We start from the raw sequence: 15,585 nt of genomic DNA, 5'->3' as shown, positions 1-15,585 counted from the left end.
GCGGTCTTCCGACCTTCGATTGAGCGCTCCTCACGGCCTTCGGCTCCCCTGCGCTCCCGCGACGCGCGCCGAACATCTCTACGGCCCCGGCCGCGACTTGTCCGATACCGGCCAACGGCGCCTCGGCGTATTGCCGCCCGGTCGTCCGGGTGAAAGCGTCGGCGCATCGACGGAGAGCGCCTAGGAGATCACCATGAGTGAGAACCCGTCCCACACCGCCAACCCGCGCATGGAGCGGATGCAGCGCGTCCAGACGGCGATCGAGAAGACCAGGATGGCCACGGCCAAGCTCTGGAACCCCTGGGAGACCGTCGTGGAGAAAGGCGTCGACATCAGCAAGATCAAGGCGCCGGCGGGCGGCGGCCAGGTGCCCGAGACGATCCCGCCGAGCCGGAGCTTCACCGACTACGGCGCGCTCAAGCTGAGACTGCTCGCCAAGTCCGTCGACATCGACACGCCCACCGCGGAGAACTTCGCGAAGATCGCCCTGAAGCTCAAGGACAAGTACGTGGAGGTGGGACGCGCCAACTACCGGACGCTGGACAGCGCCAACTGCACGCTGTTCGCCTGCTGCGTGATGGGCATGCTGGCCGACTCCGACCTGCTCGGGTCGGGTGTGAAGGTCGAGCTCTTCAACCTGGTCGAGTCCACCGGGGCGAGCGGTCACGCGTACGTCGTGGTCGGCCGCGCCGACTGCGACCCGCAGGAGGTCGACAGTTACGGCCACGACTGCTTCTTCATCGACGTCTGGTACGCCCGGCAGCGCCGCACCGAACCGGGCACCCGGTCGGTGAAGGCCGCCACCCCGGACGACGCCGCGGGGTTCTGGGACGAGGCGTTCATCAAGGACCTCATCAAGAGCGAAGGGCTGCGGCAGAAGGGCGTCACGGTGAGGCTCGTCCCCAAGCTGCTGTTCACCAGCGACGACCTCCCCACCTTCGGCCTGAGCAAGTACTGACACCCCGCGGGGTCGCCGCGAGCCCGCTGGACAGGTCTCGGAAGTGAGACGTGTCCAGCAGAGGCAGGCGACCCGGATGGCGGGCCGTAAGGAGCGACGACGGGCGGCCCGGACGGCGTGACCTCGGAAGGGGCGAGTGGGCGGGCGAACGGCTCTGACCTCATGACTTGAGGGCCGCCTGGATCGCCGGGTCGTCCGGCCCGTGACCGGGCCCGTCCGAGCGGACGGTCACATCCACGGGAACGCCGCTGTTCTCGACGCAACGACCGGTCTTGTCGTACGTCAGCGCCGTGCTGACCGTCAGCACCCAGTCCGGGAGCAGGCGTAAGGACCGGGCACGTCCGCTCCCGCCCCCGCTGGGCCGCCCGATCACGGTGACGTGCTCCAGGCCCTGGAGACCGAGCAGGAAGTCCTCGCTGGAGGAGTAGGTCAAGGGATCCGTGAGGACGACGAGCCGGCCAGGCCAGCGGCGCTCCGAGGACGGCTCGCCGCGAAAGGCGACTCGGGGGCCGAGCCCTCCGTGTCCGTCGGTGTACGCGATGCAGCCGAGATGGGTGGCCTCGCGCAGAAACCTGTCTCTGGCGCCGGTGGCGAGCATGAGGTCGCCGCCGACGTTGCCACGCAGGTCCAGGACCAGACGATCGCAGCCCTTCAGCTCGGCCAGCGCCGCGTCGAACCCCTCGGCCACCTGACCCTGCCAGATCTTGAGCCGCACATAGCCGGTGTCGGCCGCGAGCCGCCGCCACTCGATCAACTCGACGGGATCGCATCGACCGTCCTCCGTCCACTCCGCCCCCGCGACCCTGATATCGGTCTCCTTCCGCATCGACAGAAGGCGACGTCCAGTGAGCAGGCCGAGCATGTGGCGCGGCGCCGCGGTCCGTGACCGGCAGTCCTCGATCAGCCGGGCCAGCTCCGGCCCGCTCGCCCCGTCGAGGCCGACGATCCGCTGACCAGGACGTACCCCGGCCTCGAAAGCGGGCGTCCCCTCGGGGACCCGGACGAACCACGCGGCCCCGTCGCGGACGGACACCACGTAGGGCGGCGGGGCGGGGCGCGCGGCCGGCTCGATCTTGGTGTGCGCGTCCTGGAGACGAGCCGTCCAGCGCTGCGCGGCCGCGAGTGGATCGGACGCCTCCACGACACCCTTCGCGTGCTCGTCGCAGATCTCCGGCCAGTCGAGCCCGCGCAGCTCAAGCCCGGGAAAGGCGGCGCCCACTTCGGCGATGGTCCGGTCGACCGCGTCCTGAAGGTGGGGACATGCCGCATCGACCTCGCGCGTGGAGCGGGTGCGGGCCATCGTGTGCACCAGTTGGAAGGTGCGCATCAGCCCGCTCGCATCCGCCGCCCGCGACGTCAGCACCCGATCCTGCGGGCTCCAGTCCAGTACGGCGGGGCCGTCGTGGGCCGGGTCGATGACGAGCTCCCAACGAGGGCCCTCGACCGGTCCTGGTCCGCGAACGTCGAGGGACGCGCCGAAGACGGCTTCGAACTCCGCCTTCGACGCGCGGAACAGCACGGATGCACCTCCCAGGCTCGGATCGGAGGCCGGGAGGATCACCGGGACGGACTCGGCGCCGAAGTCCAGAGAAGTCACGCTCGAAATCTAGGGCAGCCGGGATCTCTGAGATGAGGCTTCTGTCGCCTCTGATCCCCGAACCCGCTGGATCTCATGGGTGCCGGGAACTCCACGAGCTTGCAGATGTACAGGCGCCCAGGGGGGTGCTCAGATCTCACGCGTTTACGCAGTGCGCGCGGCGCATCGTCGTCACCCGTCAGCGAGGCCAGGCGAGGCGTCACATCGTCCGGTCGGCGGCCAGCGGGAGCGGGGGCCACATCGTACGATCGGTGCGTCGGTGGCTCGGCGGGAGTGGGGGGTCACATCGTACGGTCGGCGAGTCAGCGGGAACGGGGCGTCACCAAGCCTGTCTCGTAGGCGAGCACGACAAGCTGCGCGCGGTCGCGGGCGTGGAGTTTCGTCATGGCGCGGCTGACGTGGGTCTTGGCCGTGGTGGGGCTGATCACCATGTGGGCCGCGATCTCGTCGTTGGACATGCCACGTGCCACCAGGGCCGTCACCTCCCGCTCCCGGTTCGTCAGCACCTCCAGGCCCGCCGGGGACGGCTCGGGGCGGTGGGCCACGTACTCGGTGATCAGGCGTCTGGTGATAGAGGGCGACAGGAGGGCGTCCCCGCGCGCGGCGATCCGCACGCCCTGGAGCAGGTCGGCGGGTTCGGTGTCCTTCACCAGGAAACCCCCCGCCCCGGCGCGCAGCGCGTCGAACACGTACTCGTCCAGGCCGTAGTTGGTGAGGATCACCACGTGCACGTCGTCCAGCCGATCGTCGGCGGCGATGCGCCGGGTCGCTTCGATGCCGTCCATCACCGGCATCTGCACGTCGACGAGCGCCACGTCGGGGCGGTGCTCCAGTGCCAGGGCCACCGCCTGTTCCCCGTTCGCCGCCTCGGCCACCACCTCGATGTCGTCCTCCGCGTTGAGCAGGGCACTGAAACCGGCCCGGATCAGCGCCTGGTCATCGGCGAGCAGGACGCGGATCATGACGCGTCTCCGAGAGGGGCGACGGGCTCCGGCCCCTCGCCGGAGGGCAGCCTGTCCGAAGGCTTGTCCGAGGTCTTGGTCGTGGACACGGTCGCCGTCTTGGATGTCGAGGTCTTGGTCGAGGTCTTGTCTGAGGGTCGGGCCGAAGTCTTGCCTGAGGGCCTGGTCGAGGTACTGGCGGAGGACTTGCTTGAGGGCCGGGCCGACGTCCTGGCCGGGGTTTTGCCGGAGGATCTGGTGGAGGTCGTGTCGGATGCCATGTCCGGGGATGCGGCTGAGGTGATGCCGGACGCGATGGCTGGGGACGTGGTCGGGGTCGTGTCCGGCGTCAAGTCCGGGGGCGTGGTCGAGGTGGCGCCGGGCGTCAAGTCTGGGGGCGTGGTCGAGGTGGAGCTGGGCGCCATGTCTGGGGAGGTGGTGGGGGTCGTGTTGGGCGTCATGGCCGGGGTGCTGTCTGATCCCTTGCTTGACGTCCTTCCTGGGAAGCCGGCTGGTGATTGCTCTGGGGCGGGGACTGCTGGCGTTCCCGGAGCTTCGGGCTGGGGGTGGCCGGCTAGGGCAGAGGGGGCGGCGGCGGGGGAGCCGGTGAGCGGAAGCTCGGCCTGGACGGTGAAGCCGCCGCCGAGGCGGGGCTCCGCTCGGAGGTGACCGCCGAGGCCCGTGACGCGTTCGCGCATGCCGCGCAGGCCCACGCCCGGCACCGGAGGTGTCGCCGGGGAGCCCCGGCCGTCGTCGTCCACCTGCACCAGCAGCGTCTCGTCGGCGTACCGGATGCGGACCGAGGCCGTCGCGGGGCCCGCGTGACGGGCGATGTTGGTGAGCGCCTCCTGGACGATGCGGTACGCCGCCCGGTCGGCCTCGGCCGGCAGCGGACGCCGGTCGCCCTCGATCGTCACGGTGGTGGGCAGGCCGGCCGCCCGGGCGCGGCCCACCAGGTCGTCGAGCCGGTCCAGGCCCGTGGCCGGAGGGTCGTCGGCCGAGTCGCGCAGCACCTCCAACGTCGCGCGCAGCTCCCGCATCGCCTCGCGGCTGGCCTCCTGGATCGCCAGCAGGGCCGTTGGGACCTCCTCGCCGCGCTTGCGCGCCAGATGGACGGCCACCCCGGCCTGCACCTTGATGATGGAGATGCTGTGGGTGAGCGAGTCGTGCAGCTCCCTGGCGATGCGCAGGCGCTCCTCGCCGGCCCGCCGCAGCGCCGCCTCCTCGCGGGTGCGCTCCGCCTCGGCGGCCCGGTGCTCGGCCTCGTCGAGGTAGGCGCGCCAGCCCCGGCTCGCGCTGCCCGCGACCGCCGCGGCCAGGAACCAGCCGAGCATGAGGACCGTGCGCTCCGCCAGCGGCTGGAGCGGCTGCCCCGCCGCATCGGCGATGCCGATCGCGAAGCTGCCGCCCAGGAAGGCGACCGCGCCCACCGCCGCGGCCAGCCGGTGGCCGCTCCGGACCGTCTCGAACATCGCCACCAGCACCGGGAACGCCGCCGCCGGGCCCGGGTTGGAGGTGACCACGAAGACCAGCATGAAGACCGTGGCCACGGCGAGCGCGACCAGCGGCGCGGCCCGCCAGACGACCAGCCCGAGCGAGCCCGCCAGCACGGTGAGGTGGGCGACGAGACCCGTGCCGGGAGAGGCCAGCGCGCCGCCCTCCAGCAGGACGGCGACCACGAGGGCGAGCGCCAGGTCGGGGGTGCGGACGAGCTTCATGGATGAACAGTAGAGGGTGAGGGTGGGGGGTCTCGTCGGCTCCAGGTCTGATCTGGGACGTACTCCCAGGGTTGTAGGGGGCGGGTGGCGTACGCCGGGCCTGGTAGACGTAGGCGGGGGCGTCTTCCCCGGCGAGGCGATGGGGGTTCTTGGGACGACCGGGGGTGGGCGGGGTCGAGGGTCGGCGTCATGATCTCTCCGGTGGATGACGGAGCGTTCGAGCCGCCGCTGTCCCACCGGGCGGTCCGGATGGGCGCGCCCTCGCTCGACACGTCTCCGTTCGGCGCGCCCTTCGTTTGGCGTGCCCTTCGTTTGGCGTGTTCTCCGCTCGGCGTGGCCTCCGCTCGGCCCCCTGCTCGGCGCGCCGCCGCCCGACGCGCTCGCGCTTGACGTACCACCGCCCGGTGCGCCTCGTAGGCCGGCTCTTCTCGTCGGGCTCGGGTCCGGGTGACTGGTGATGTCCGGCTGAATCAGGGACGTCGGCGTCGGGCGGCCTGGCCGGTCACGGGTGTGACCTCGTGGCGGGCTACTTCGCGACGTTCGTGACGAGCTTGTCGAACTCGCGGTCCGGCAGCGTCTTGTTGAGCTCCAGGAGCTTGTCGGCCATCCAGCCGACCGCGTAGCGCGTCTCGGGTCTGCCGGCCTCGACGGCCTGCCGGATGGCGGTGGCGACGACGCCGGGGTCGCTGCCCTGGGTGTTCTCACCGAGCTGCGTCTCGGCTCGCCTGGCCATGGCCTCGGCCATGTCGCCGTACGCGGTCGCGCCGGAGATCTCGCGCAGGTCCCGTGCCGTGTGGTCCTCGAACCCGGTCTTGATGATGCCGGGCTGGATGATCACGACGTCGATGCCGAACGGCTCCACCTCCATGCGCAGGCTGTCGGAGTAGGCCTCCAGCGCGTGCTTGGTCGCGTAGTACCAGCACCCGAGCGGCAGCGCGATCTCGCCGCCGATGGAGGAGACGTTGACGATCGTGCCTGACCCCTGCGCGCGCATGTGCGGAAGGACGAGCTGGGCCAGCCGGGCCGGGGCGAACACGTTGACCTCGAACTGGTCGCGCGCCAGGTCGATGGGGATGTCCTCGGCCGCGCCGTGCAGGACGGTGCCGGCGTTGTTGACCAGTACGTCGATGCGCCCCTGTTCGGCGACGACGGCGCCGACGGCGCGCTCCAGGTCCTCCGGCCGGCGTGCGTCCAGGGCCAGGACGTGTCCGCCGGCGTCGCGGATGTCGTCCATCCGGTGCACGCGCCGCGCGGCGCCGTAGACGGTGTGGCCGGCGCGGATGAGTTCGAACGCGGTGGCCTTGCCGATGCCGGCGGAGGCGCCGGTGATCAGAACGACCTTCTTCATGGTGGAACCTCCTCTTCGATCCGGGGAAACGCTAGGCTCGCGTTCCGCGACGCGACAACTCGCTTAACTCGTATGCGCAGGTCAGATGCGGTTTATTGGTGCAATGAGCTTGCTGCTGAGTGCAACCGCCTTCCAGTGGCGTACCGCGAGGGCTCGACCGGGAGGACGACATGCCAGGAGGCCGGCTGACCGCCGAGGATCGCCGCCGCATCGCCGAGGGCCTCGCGGCCGGCCTGACCTACGCGGAGATCGCCCGCCGGCTGGGGCGCTCCAGGTCCACCGTCACCCGCGAGATCGCCAGGAACGGCGGCCCGCACGGCTACCGGGCGGCGCGCGCGCAACACGCGACGAACTGGCGCGCCCGCCGCCGCAAACGCGCTCCCCAGGCCGGCGTTCCGCACACCACCGACGACCGTGACGTCCGCACGGCGCGGGAGTTCGAGGAACAGTTCGTCGCCATGCTGATCGAGGGCGGGATGGCGCCCATGGCGGCCAGGGTGTTCGCCGCGCTGTTCCTCGGCGAGGCCGGCAGCCTGACCGCCACGGAGCTCGCCCAGCAGCTCCATGTCAGCCCGGCGACGATCTCCCACGCCGCCAAGTGGCTGGAGGAGAGGGGGATGGTCGCCCGGGAGCGTGAGGCGCGCCGGGTGCGGTACTTCGTCGACGTGGACGTCTGGTACCACACGTGGGCGGCCAGCGCCAGGTCGATAAGGATCTTCGCCGACATCACGCGGCACGGTGCCGGGATCTTCGGCGCCGACACGCCCACCGGCGACCGGCTCCGTACCACCAGCCAGTTCTTCGAGTTCCTCGGCCACGACATGGGCCAGGCGGCCGAGCACTGGCGGCAGGCCCTGTCCATGCGAAGCCGGCGGTGACGTGGCGGCGGGCGCCGAGGCCGGGCCACCGGCCGCGCGGCGTCAGGTGCGCGGACGCGGCGTGGACGCGAAGGGCCGGGGCCGCCGGTGATGACATGGCGGCCCCGGCCGGGGCTCATGAGGCGCGCCGCCCTCTCGGGGCGGGCGGCCTGCCTCAGTCTCTGGCACGGCTGCTCAGCGTCTTGCGCCAGTGGAATCCGCCCGGCAGGTTCACCGACAGGGTCTTGCGGCCGTCAGCGGTCTTGGTGACCCGGAACAGCCGGTTGCCCCAGCTGTGTCCGACACCGCTCCGGGACAGGTTCAGCCGCAGCGGCCCCACGTTGATCGACTTCCGGTAGCTCCAGCCCATCGCCGTCCTCCCTGGACTTTCCTCGACTGCAGAGATGTCGGAACGACGATCAGCTACCCACGAAAAGCGCGATATATCGGGTTTAGTAATGTCCGCGGTAGTGCCGTCCGCCGAACGTCTTGCCGAGGTGGAAGCCGCCGGGCAGCCGTACCGACACGTGCCGGCGGCCGTCGGGCGTGGAGGTGACGTGGAACCGGCGCCCGCCGAAGCTGTGGCTCACGCCGTGCCGTGACAGGTTGACCCGGAACGGCCCGACCTTGATCGACTTACTGTAGTGCCAGCCCATGTTCCTCCTTCGGCGTAGGTACCGGGACAACGAGCGGCGTCCGGGCGCGGTTCCAGCAAACCGGCTAAAACGGACAACGGCACATTCTCAGCAGATCTTCATGAAGCGGCGAGAAAGCTTTGAGACAAACCGGAGAACGTGGGAGTCAACGCAAGAACCCCGTACCGAATGGGCTCAGATGACACCCATGAAGATCAAGCTCGTGGCGGCGGCCCTGGTCGCCGGGCTCGCGACGGCGGCCTGCTCGGCGTCCGGGACGGCGAGCGACCAGGCGCCCGCCGCCGGCGCCACGACAGCCACGACAGCCACGACAGCGACGACGGCCGCCACGGCAGGCAAGGTCTCGGCGAACACCGCCGACGAGTCCAAGATCGCCGCCGCCCTCAAGGCCGCCGGCGTGGACAACCCCGAGCGGTGGGCCGAGGAGGTCGTCGAGTACCGCCCGTACGCGGCCGACGACGCCGATCTCACCTCGTTGCGGCAGAACCTCGCCAAGTACAACCCGGGCGAGGACACCGTCAACAAGATCGTATCGGCGCTGACGCCATGACCCTGACCCTGCGCCATGGCCTGCTCGCCGTCGCCGCGATCAGCGTCGGCGGCGCCGCCTTCGAGCTGGCGGCGGAACGCCACTGGCAGTCGTGGGAGCAGCTCGTGCCGTGGGCCACGCTGGGGGTGCTCGTGCTCGCCCTCGCGCTGTGCGCGTTCGGCCGCTCGCCGCGCGGGGCCGCCGTCGTCCGGGTGCTCGCCGGGGTCGTCCTGCTGGCCGCGCTGTTCGGCGTGTACGAGCACGTGTCCGTCAACCTCGCCTCGGGCCCGCTCGACCAGCGGTACGCGGACACGTGGGACACGCTCGGCCCGCTCACCCAGTGGTGGTACGCCCTGTCGAAGACGGTCGGGCCGACCCCGCCCCTCGCGCCCGGCATGCTCGCCCAGAGCGCCCTCCTGCTCGTGCTGGCCACGTTCGCCGCACCGCGACGGGCGGGCGTGCCGGAGGAGAGCAGGACGCGGGCGTCCGCCTGACGTGATCCCGGGCGTACCCGGAGGAGAACGGGACGCGCTCGCCGGCCTGACGTTATGCGGGGCGGGTCCGTGGCAGTCTGCCTCTTGGCGGCAACGCGGCGAACGCGGCCGCACCGAGAGGAGCACGCCATGACCATCGCCGTCGAGCCCGTGACCGGCCCCGTCGCCGAGCACGCCGAAGGACCCGTGTGGTGCGCCCGCTGGGGCGGCCTGCGCTGGGTCGACATGCTGGCCGGTGACGTGCTGCACCTGGACGCCGACGGGACCGTGCGCCGCCGCCGCACCGGGAAGGTGGCGGCGGCCCTCCGGCCCCGCGCGGCCGGCGGCTACGTGGTGGCGGGCGAACGCGAGCTGCTGCTCGCCGACGCCGACGACCTGGACGCGCCGCTGCGCTCGCTGGGGGAGCGGTGGAGCGACCCGGGCATCCGGATGAACGACGGCGGCTGCGACCCCGACGGGCGCTTCTACATCGGCACCATGGCCTACGACGAGACGCCCGGGGCCGGCGACCTGTACGTGGCCGAGCCGGACGGTTCGCTGCGCGTGGTGGTGCCCGGGGTGACGATCTCCAACGGGTTCGACTTCAGCCCGGACGGGACGCTGGCCTACTACGCCGACACGGCGACGGGACGGGTCGACGTGTTCGACTACGAACCGGGACGCGGGTTGTGGGAGCGGCGGCCGTTCGTGTCCGTCGATCCGGAACGGGGCGCCCCCGACGGCCTGACCGTGGACGCCGAGGGCGGGGTCTGGGTGGCGCTGTGGGGCGGCGGCGCCGTCCACCGCTACGGTCCCGACGGGACGCTGGAGGCGGTCGTGGAGCTGCCGGTGGTCAACGTGACGGCGGTGACGTTCGGCGGGGAGGGGCTGGACCGGCTGTTCGTCACCAGTTCGGCCCACGGCGTGGACCGGGCCGAGCAGCCGGCCGCCGGCGCGGTCTTCGCGGCCGACCCGGGCGTCCCCGGCCGGCCGGTCCTCCAGACGACGCTGTGACGATGCGGTGACGAAACCGCTCAGCGTCGCGGAACCGCGACGGCCGCGCCCTTCACGTCTCCTTCACCCGTTCGGGCCGTTCGTCGACCAGAGGGCCGGTGGTTCCGCCGGGAGCCCCGGGCGGGGCGTCAGCAGGCCCGCCCGCGAGCGGACCGCCTCCGTCGCGGCCAGCAGCTCGGCCTCGTCGGTGAGCGTGGTGTTGCCCTCGTACGTCACGCCCGGCGGCGGCGCGTCGGCGCCCATCGGGTCGGCGTCCCACACGTTGCCCCGGTACACCAGGTGCTCCAGCGGCGGCGACACGTGCAGGATCGCCGTGGTGTCGGCGCGCGCCACCACGTTGTCCTCGACGGTGACCCACGCCGCGCCGTAGTCGCAGTACAGGCCGAAGTTGTACGGGGTGCGGGTGTCGGTGATGACGTTGCCGCGGATCACCGCGCCGTCCTCGTGCGACTCGCCCTGGGGGCCGGACAGGTAGACGCCGCCCCCGTCGGCCAGGACGCTCATCGTGCCGGTGGTGACGTTGCCCAGGATGCGCGTGCCCCGGCCGGGCCCGGCGACGATGCCGCAGTGCGGCGTCTCGGCGACGTGGTTGCGGGAGACCGTGCATCTGGTCGTGCCCTGGACGGCGACGCCGGGGGAGCCGGGGTAGTCGAGCCCGACGTGGTGGATCCAGTTGTCCTCGACCAGCACGTCGCGGGCGCCCCGCGTGACCGTGAGGGCCCCGGCGGACAGCGTGTCGAAGTCGCAGCCGCGCACCGTGACGTCCGCGCCGCCGCTCACGCCGAGGCCGGTGGCGCCCAGCCGGGTGAAGCGGCAGCCCTCGACCGTCACCCCGGACACGTCGTCGAGCACCACGCACGCCGGGATCGTGACGGACTCGGCGGGCACGCTGACCGAGCCCACGCCCTCGCCCAGCGACACCGTGAAGATCGGGCCGCCCTCGTAGAAGCCGCTCCCGTGGTAGTGGAGGAACCCCTCGGGACCGCTCGGCCGGGTCCAGGTGGCGTCGGCGAACGTCAGCCCGCGCAGCGACACGTCCCGCGCGCCGGTGATCCGCAGCAGCGTCTCCAGGGCCGGGACGACCACGTCCTCGGGACGCTCGCCCGGCCGCGGCAGGTAGCGCAGGACGTGGGCGCCGGGCGCCGGGCGCTCCACCACGAACGTGCCGGGCCGCGTGAGGAACGTCGCGTCGTTCTCGATCCTGGTGGGTAACCCGGGGCCGCGCGTGGTCATGCCCTGCCAGGTGGAGTTGTACAGGTCGAGGGCCCGGCCGAACGCGGGCTGCGCCATGGTGACGACCGTCGTGCCGTCCTCGGCGGCGACGGCGGCCACGCCGCAGCGCGCCTCGGTCCACGGGTAGACGCCCCGGTGGACGAACTCCACGTCGCCAGGGCTGCGCCAGCCGAGCGGGCCGGGGCTGTCGGTCGTGTAGCCGGTCTCGGTCATGGCCGCCGCGCCGGGCAGGGCGTCGATCGAGGCGCGCTCGGCCCTGCGTCCCGCCACGTGGAGCTGGCGCGGCTCCAGGCCGCCGACGACGGCCGTCCACACGCCGCCGCTCTCCTCCCGCACGGTCACCCCGCGTCCTCCGCTCAGGACCACCTCCTCCTGGCCGGGAGTGCCGTAGCCGAAGGACTGGTAGACGATCCGGTGGCCGTCGCGGCCGGAGTCGGCCGCGGTCAGCTCCAGCGGCTCCGCCAGCGGGTACGTCCCGCCGCGGAACTGGACCAGCACCTCCCCGGCGGCGGCGCGGGCCGCGTCGCGGGCCCGGCCGGGTGTGGCGAACGGCCGCTCGCGCGTGCCGGGCCCGGAGTCGTCCCCGCCCGGGGCCACGAAGATCTCGATCATGAACGGGTCCTCCACGGTTCGCATGTTTATGGCGTACACAAGGTGTATACCATAAACGTGATGGCGAGAAGCGAGGCGGAGGATCCGCGGCGTGGCATGGAGCTGCTGTGGCGCGACGCCGACGCCGACGCCGGTGGTGCGGGCGACGCCGGCGGCGGTGCGAGGCGCGGGGCGCGGCAGGGGCTCGACCTGGACCGGATCGTGCGCGCGGCCGTCGAGCTGGCCGACGCCGAAGGGCTGGCCGGGCTGTCCATGCGCAAGGTGGCCGACCGGCTCGGGTTCACCACCATGTCGCTCTACCGGCACGTGCCCGGGCGCGACCAGCTCGTCGACCTCATGCGCGACGCCGTCCTCGCCGAGCTCGCCGAGCCGTCCGGGACGCGCGAGGAGGGGTCTGACGGGGAGCGCGGCAAGCGGCACGGCGAGGGGCCCGGTGAGAGGCACGGCGAAGATCGCGGTGAGGGGCGCGGCGAGGAGCCTGGCGAGGGGCCTGGCGAGGGGCCTGGCGAGGGGCCTGGTGAGGGGCCTGGTGAGGGGCACGGCCAAGAGCGCGGTGCGAGGCGTCGTGAGGGCTGGAGGGAGCGGCTGGAGGCGTTCGCGCGCCAGGGCTGGGTGATCCGGCGGCGTCACCCGTGGCTCGCGGAGACGCGCGGCGTCCGCCACCTGCCCGGCCCGAACGCCGTCGCCTACTACGAGCGCATGCTGGCCGCCGTCGCCGGCACCGGCCTGTCCCCCTCGGAGGTGCTCGCCGTCGTGGGTCTCGTCGGGCGGTTCGTCGACGCCGAGGCGTTGCGGCTCGTGGAGGCCGCCGAGGCCGAGCGCCGCAGCGGCGTGAGCGACGAGGAGTGGTGGGGCGCCCGGCAGGCGCTGTTCGAGCGGTTCGAGCGCTATCCGACGCTCACGCGGCTGTGGGAGGAGGGCGGCTACGACCACCCCGAGGACTCCTTCGCCTTCGGCCTGGCCCGGCTGCTCGACGGGATCGAACTGCTCGTCCGGCGACGCTCCGGCGCCGGGGCTCGTGACGAAACGCGTGACGAAAGGTTGGTGTGCCGGATGTGCGGCACGCCGGTCGAACGGCCGCAGTCCGGGCGTCCCCGTGCGTACTGCTCACCGGCCTGCCGCCAGCGCGCCTACCGCGAACGCCGCGCCGCCGAATCTCCCTAGCGAAAACGGCGTGCCCGGGCACGAGGTCCCGGGCACGCCGCCGTCATCCGTCATCCGTCGGCCGGCACCGCCGGAGGCTAGCTGTATTGACCCGCAGCGTTGTTGACGCGAGTGATCGGGGGTCGGCCTCCGAGAGCGGTGTGGCAGCGGTGGTGATTGTAGGTGTGCAGGAAGTCTTGCAGAGCGGCGGTGCGTTCGTCGTTGCTGGCGTAGGGGCGGATGTAGGCCCATTCCTCCAGCAGGGTGCGGTTGAAGCGTTCGACCTTGCCGTTGGTCTGGGGCCGGTAGGCGCGGGTGCGTTTGCCGGTCGCTCCGATGTCGGCCAGGGCTTGGCGCCAGGTGGTGCTGCGGCGGTAGGCCAGGGCGTTGTCGGTCAGCACGCGTTCGATCGTGGGGATGCCCAGGCCGGCGAAGTAGGTGGTGGCGCGGCGTAGGAAGGCGGCGCAGGTGGTGGCCTTCTCGTCAGGGTGGATCTCGCTGTAGGCGATGCGGGTGTGGTCGTCGACGGCCGAGTGGATGTAGTCGTAGCCGACGGTGCGGCTGGGGTGGTGGCTGCGTTGGTCGCGGCCGTGGATGCGCCAGCCGCCGCCGTCGGGGATGCGGCCGATCTTCTTGACGTCCACGTGCACGAGCTCGCCGGGGCGATCGCGTTCGTAGCGGCGGATCAGCTGGCCGGTGGGCCGGTCCAGCCATGCCAGCCGGTGCAGGCGATGTCTGGTGAGGATCCGATGCACGGTGGAGGTCGCCAGCCCGAGGATGGGCCCGATACGGGCCGGACCGAGCTTACGGCTGGTACGCAGCCGGCATACCTGACGCTCCATGTGGGCGGGGGTGCGGTGCGGCGTGGTGTGGGGCCGGCTGGGACGGTCGTGCAGGCCCGCCTCGCCCTGTTCGCGCCATCGACGTATCCATTTGTGGGCGGTGGGCCGGGAGATGCCCATTTCAGCGGCCACATGCGCGACCGGCCTGCCGGACAGGACGCGTTCAACGAGCAGACGCCGGCCATGAATGGTCAGCCGGGCGTTACGGTGGGACACGAGGCCTCCGCGCGGTGAAGATTCGACACCTACACCACACCGGAGGCCTCTCCTTTGATCAAGACCCCACTGTTAACAACGCTCGTGGTCAATACAGCTAGCCGACCGTCAAGGTCAGCCCGTACGCCGACAGCGCCTCGTTGACCGGCTGGTGGTACGTCGTGCCGCCGATCGAGCAGTTGCCGGACCCGCCGGAGGTCGTGCCCTGGGCCTGGCTGCCCGAGATGAACGAGCCGCCCGAGTCGCCCGGCTCCGCGCACGCGCTGGTGCGGGTGAGCCCGGTGACCGTGCCCTGCGCGTAGCGCACGGTGGCGTTGTGCTGCTGGATGGTGCCGCAGCGCCAGCCGGTGGTGGAGCCGGAGCGGCAGATCGAGGCGCCGACCGACGCCTGCGTGGAGCCGCGCACGGTCACGTTCGCGCCGCCGGAGCCGCGCACGTACGGCGTCGGGGTGTTGCCGGGGGCGGCGACCCAGGCGTAGTCGTTGCCGGGGAACGACGAGCCCTGGAAGGTGCCCGTCGGGTTCGTGGTGCGGGAGCCGACCTGACCGCAGTGACCGGCGGTGACGAAGCCGGGGGTGCTGCCGCGGGTCACCGAGAAGCCGATGCTGCACCGGCTGGAGCCGATGTAGTACGGCGCGCCGCCGACGAGGTTGATGAACGTCTGCGGGCTCTCGTTGCTGACCTGCACCTTGACGACGCCCTGTTCGGCGCCCGCCTTCGCGGCGAGCCGGTCGCCGGAGCGCTGGTCGGGGGCGACGACGACGACCGAGTTGGTCGTCACGTCGACGTACCAGAGGTTCGCCCTGGTACCGGCCGCGGCCTGGTCGAGCCGGTCCTTGACGGAGGTGAGCTGCGCGAGGGTCCGCGCCACCACCACGGGCTGCGCGCCCTGCGCCTCGATGGAGGCCGTGGCCGCCGGGTCGGTGGTGGCGACCATGAGCTTGGAGGCGTCCGCGTTGAGCCAGGACCCGCCGTACGAGGCGCCGAGCGAGGAGCTGAGCCGGGCCTCGGTGGCGGCGGCGCGCTGCTCGTTGGCCAGGCGCGTCAGCGCCTGCTGCTCGGTGAGGCCGAGGTCGCGCTGGAGGGCGTTCACCACTTCGCGTGGAGCTTCGTCGCCGGGAGGAGTGGGGGAGGCGACCGCGGGGGTGAGGGGTGTGGCCAGGACTGCGGCGACGATCGTGGCGCCGACCAGGCCCATGCGCTTACTCCACATGTGCACTCCTTTGTGGGGGGTGCTGTCAAAGTACCGACTGGGGTGGATCCGGCTAGTCGTCAAAGGCCACCTATCACCGTGGTATGGAGGCGGACCAGCGAACCGTCACGGACGGCAGCCCTCCGTGGCCGTCCGTGCCGATCCACACGACGATCACCGTACGGCACCTTGATCCCGATCCCAACGACCCCGGCCGGCCCCGGCGAGCCCCTCCCTTTCGCGCCTTTGGCCCGGT

Annotated in this window: 15 protein-coding genes; 6 read left to right on the top strand and 9 right to left on the bottom strand. The window is 72.0% G+C overall.

The window, feature by feature from the left end; translation table 11 throughout:
- Nucleotides 1–193 precede the first annotated feature (193 nt).
- Entirely contained in the window at nucleotides 194–958 is a 765-nt protein-coding gene (locus tag HD595_RS41395; RefSeq protein WP_253779251.1) for a hypothetical protein, read from the top strand.
- A gap of 160 nt (nucleotides 959–1,118) precedes the next feature.
- Here the strand turns inward: HD595_RS41395 and HD595_RS41390 are convergent, their stop codons facing one another.
- From HD595_RS41390 to HD595_RS41375, 4 genes are all read right to left on the bottom strand, one after another.
- Nucleotides 1,119–2,555, bottom strand: a complete 1,437-nt coding sequence (locus tag HD595_RS41390) for a S41 family peptidase (RefSeq protein WP_253779248.1) — start codon at nucleotides 2,553–2,555, stop codon at nucleotides 1,119–1,121.
- Between the two features lie 302 nt (nucleotides 2,556–2,857).
- On the bottom strand, nucleotides 2,858–3,517 hold the full coding sequence (locus tag HD595_RS41385) for a response regulator (RefSeq protein ID WP_253779245.1): 660 nt from the start codon (nucleotides 3,515–3,517) through the stop codon (nucleotides 2,858–2,860).
- Nucleotides 3,514–5,214, bottom strand: a complete 1,701-nt coding sequence (locus tag HD595_RS41380) for a sensor histidine kinase (protein ID WP_253779241.1) — start codon at nucleotides 5,212–5,214, stop codon at nucleotides 3,514–3,516. The genes HD595_RS41385 and HD595_RS41380 overlap by 4 nt, the downstream gene beginning before the upstream one ends.
- A 526-nt stretch (nucleotides 5,215–5,740) precedes the next feature.
- Nucleotides 5,741–6,562, bottom strand: coding sequence for an oxidoreductase (locus tag HD595_RS41375; protein WP_253779237.1), 822 nt, complete (start codon nucleotides 6,560–6,562; stop codon nucleotides 5,741–5,743).
- 170 nt (nucleotides 6,563–6,732) lie between these two features.
- On the opposite strand from HD595_RS41375, the gene HD595_RS41370 reads away from it, so the two are divergent.
- On the top strand, nucleotides 6,733–7,440 hold the full coding sequence (locus HD595_RS41370; RefSeq protein ID WP_253779234.1) for a helix-turn-helix domain-containing protein: 708 nt from the start codon (nucleotides 6,733–6,735) through the stop codon (nucleotides 7,438–7,440).
- Nucleotides 7,441–7,594: 154 nt separating this feature from the next.
- Here the strand turns inward: HD595_RS41370 and HD595_RS41365 are convergent, their stop codons facing one another.
- Nucleotides 7,595–7,789, bottom strand: coding sequence for a DUF4236 domain-containing protein (locus HD595_RS41365; protein ID WP_175590468.1), 195 nt, complete (start codon nucleotides 7,787–7,789; stop codon nucleotides 7,595–7,597).
- Nucleotides 7,790–7,871: 82 nt separating this feature from the next.
- Complete coding sequence (locus tag HD595_RS41360) at nucleotides 7,872–8,075, bottom strand: DUF4236 domain-containing protein (protein WP_253779231.1); 204 nt, start codon at nucleotides 8,073–8,075, stop codon at nucleotides 7,872–7,874.
- 187 nt (nucleotides 8,076–8,262) lie between these two features.
- On the opposite strand from HD595_RS41360, the gene HD595_RS41355 reads away from it, so the two are divergent.
- From HD595_RS41355 to HD595_RS41345, 3 genes are all read left to right on the top strand, one after another.
- Nucleotides 8,263–8,625 carry a hypothetical protein gene (locus HD595_RS41355; RefSeq protein ID WP_253779228.1) on the top strand — a complete coding sequence of 121 codons (363 nt, stop codon included), beginning with the start codon at nucleotides 8,263–8,265 and terminating at the stop codon, nucleotides 8,623–8,625.
- Nucleotides 8,622–9,098, top strand: a complete 477-nt coding sequence (locus HD595_RS41350; protein ID WP_253779224.1) for a DUF1493 family protein — start codon at nucleotides 8,622–8,624, stop codon at nucleotides 9,096–9,098. Before HD595_RS41355 ends, HD595_RS41350 begins: the two co-directional genes overlap by 4 nt.
- 129 nt (nucleotides 9,099–9,227) lie before the next feature.
- Entirely contained in the window at nucleotides 9,228–10,091 is an 864-nt protein-coding gene (locus tag HD595_RS41345) for an SMP-30/gluconolactonase/LRE family protein (protein ID WP_253779222.1), read from the top strand.
- 63 nt (nucleotides 10,092–10,154) lie between these two features.
- Here the strand turns inward: HD595_RS41345 and HD595_RS41340 are convergent, their stop codons facing one another.
- Nucleotides 10,155–11,960: a right-handed parallel beta-helix repeat-containing protein gene (locus HD595_RS41340; protein WP_253779220.1), complete on the bottom strand. Its 1,806-nt coding sequence runs from the start codon at nucleotides 11,958–11,960 to the stop codon at nucleotides 10,155–10,157.
- A gap of 36 nt (nucleotides 11,961–11,996) precedes the next feature.
- On the opposite strand from HD595_RS41340, the gene HD595_RS41335 reads away from it, so the two are divergent.
- Nucleotides 11,997–13,100 carry a TetR/AcrR family transcriptional regulator gene (locus HD595_RS41335; RefSeq protein WP_253779218.1) on the top strand — a complete coding sequence of 368 codons (1,104 nt, stop codon included), beginning with the start codon at nucleotides 11,997–11,999 and terminating at the stop codon, nucleotides 13,098–13,100.
- A gap of 77 nt (nucleotides 13,101–13,177) precedes the next feature.
- On the opposite strand, the gene HD595_RS41330 is transcribed toward HD595_RS41335, so the two are convergent.
- Both HD595_RS41330 and HD595_RS41325 read right to left on the bottom strand, forming a co-directional pair.
- Nucleotides 13,178–14,137 (bottom strand): IS481 family transposase, encoded by a 960-nt coding sequence (locus HD595_RS41330; RefSeq protein WP_253765462.1) that lies wholly within the window; start codon nucleotides 14,135–14,137, stop codon nucleotides 13,178–13,180.
- A gap of 97 nt (nucleotides 14,138–14,234) precedes the next feature.
- Nucleotides 14,235–15,350, bottom strand: a complete 1,116-nt coding sequence (locus HD595_RS41325; protein WP_253779216.1) for a S1 family peptidase — start codon at nucleotides 15,348–15,350, stop codon at nucleotides 14,235–14,237.
- Nucleotides 15,351–15,585 lie beyond the last annotated feature (235 nt).

This window comes from Nonomuraea roseoviolacea subsp. carminata, assembly GCF_024172185.1.
Taxonomy (GTDB): Bacteria; Actinomycetota; Actinomycetes; order Streptosporangiales; family Streptosporangiaceae; genus Nonomuraea; species Nonomuraea roseoviolacea.
Note: the sequence above shows the minus strand (reverse complement) of the source record. Positions and strands in the feature narration are given on the sequence as shown.